The organism is Rhodococcus sp. R1101 (genome assembly GCF_000278445.1).
GTDB lineage: Bacteria > Actinomycetota > Actinomycetes > Mycobacteriales > Mycobacteriaceae > Rhodococcus > Rhodococcus gordoniae.
This window is the reverse complement of the sequence record NZ_AJVB01000814.1, coordinates 1-946: the sequence shown is the minus strand read 5'-3', so window position 1 is coordinate 946 and position 946 is coordinate 1. Positions and strand designations below refer to the sequence as shown.

Below are 946 nucleotides of genomic sequence, written 5' to 3'. Positions count from 1 at the left end.
TACGCATCGGTGGGTCCTCCAAGGCACAGACCTCGTCGTCCGGCTGGGCCCAGTACACGAGGAGTTGACCGAGATCGGCGAGCGGATCGCCGACAGTGGTCAGTTCCCAGTTCGAGGACCAGCGTTGCCACTGGCGGACGAGATAGTCGTCTCCGGTGCCAACCCGCCGCCCGACCTGTGCGCTCGGCTGCGGAATTGGAACACCCACCGTTGCCCATTGTGAAAGTTGTGTCACCACAACAGCACAGTGAGCAACAGGAGCGGCCGGGCCCCGGCAGCGTCGGCGGCCGTTTCGAACCCTGGTACCGGCAACATCGCCAGGGCAATCGTTGCGGCCGTCAGGGCCGAAGCAGTACGACCTTCTCGAACGGCCCGTTCGCCCGGATCCGCAGCAGCAGTGAGGGCAGCGGGGGGTTCGACCTTCCGGATGTCGACGATGTACCGGCAGTCATGGTGGGAGGTGTTCGAAACGCGGGGATGCTCGGCATGAACGGGTTGCTTGCGACGCAACCCGCCCTTGTCGTGGGTCGTGAGCCCGACGGTGTGCGCGGTCCCGCATACCGCACCGTTCGACACGGCGGGCTTCGTCCGCACCATCGCTCGATAGCCCTGGCCGCGTTGGTTCGAGCACGTCCTTCGTGAGTTGCTCGGTGGTGTCGGCGAAGTCGATCGCCGTACCTGTCCGGCGCTCACTACCCGAGGTCGGTTCGGTACTCGATTTCCTGCTCGCAGTCCTATCACGGTGGCGCCACGGGATGTTGCCGATACTCCCGCCATGGCAACAAGGACCGGAACAAGGCAGAAGTGTCGCCGACACCGCTACCGGTGCCGGCACCGCCGTCACGCATGTCGAGCGGGTCGAAAACAGGATGAAAACAGAACAACTGGTCTGATAAGTTCGCCGTCATGCAACTGGCATCGGGACGGTCACTTCGAGAACTTTCGA

The 946-nt window shown here is 63.7% G+C and carries 2 protein-coding genes and 1 pseudogene; all 3 read right to left on the bottom strand.

Translation table 11 applies throughout. The features are described 5' to 3' along the window. Positions 1-208, bottom strand: a pseudogene (locus R1101_RS31270) (hypothetical protein); the annotation flags it as partial. Positions 209-231: 23 nt separating this feature from the next. Next, a complete protein-coding gene (locus R1101_RS0124410; protein WP_016935753.1) occupies positions 232-597 on the bottom strand; it encodes a hypothetical protein in 366 nt (121 codons plus the stop codon). 140 nt (positions 598-737) lie between these two features. Then, on the bottom strand, positions 738-946 hold a 209-nt coding region (locus tag R1101_RS31265), incomplete at its 5' end, for a hypothetical protein (protein ID WP_232284831.1).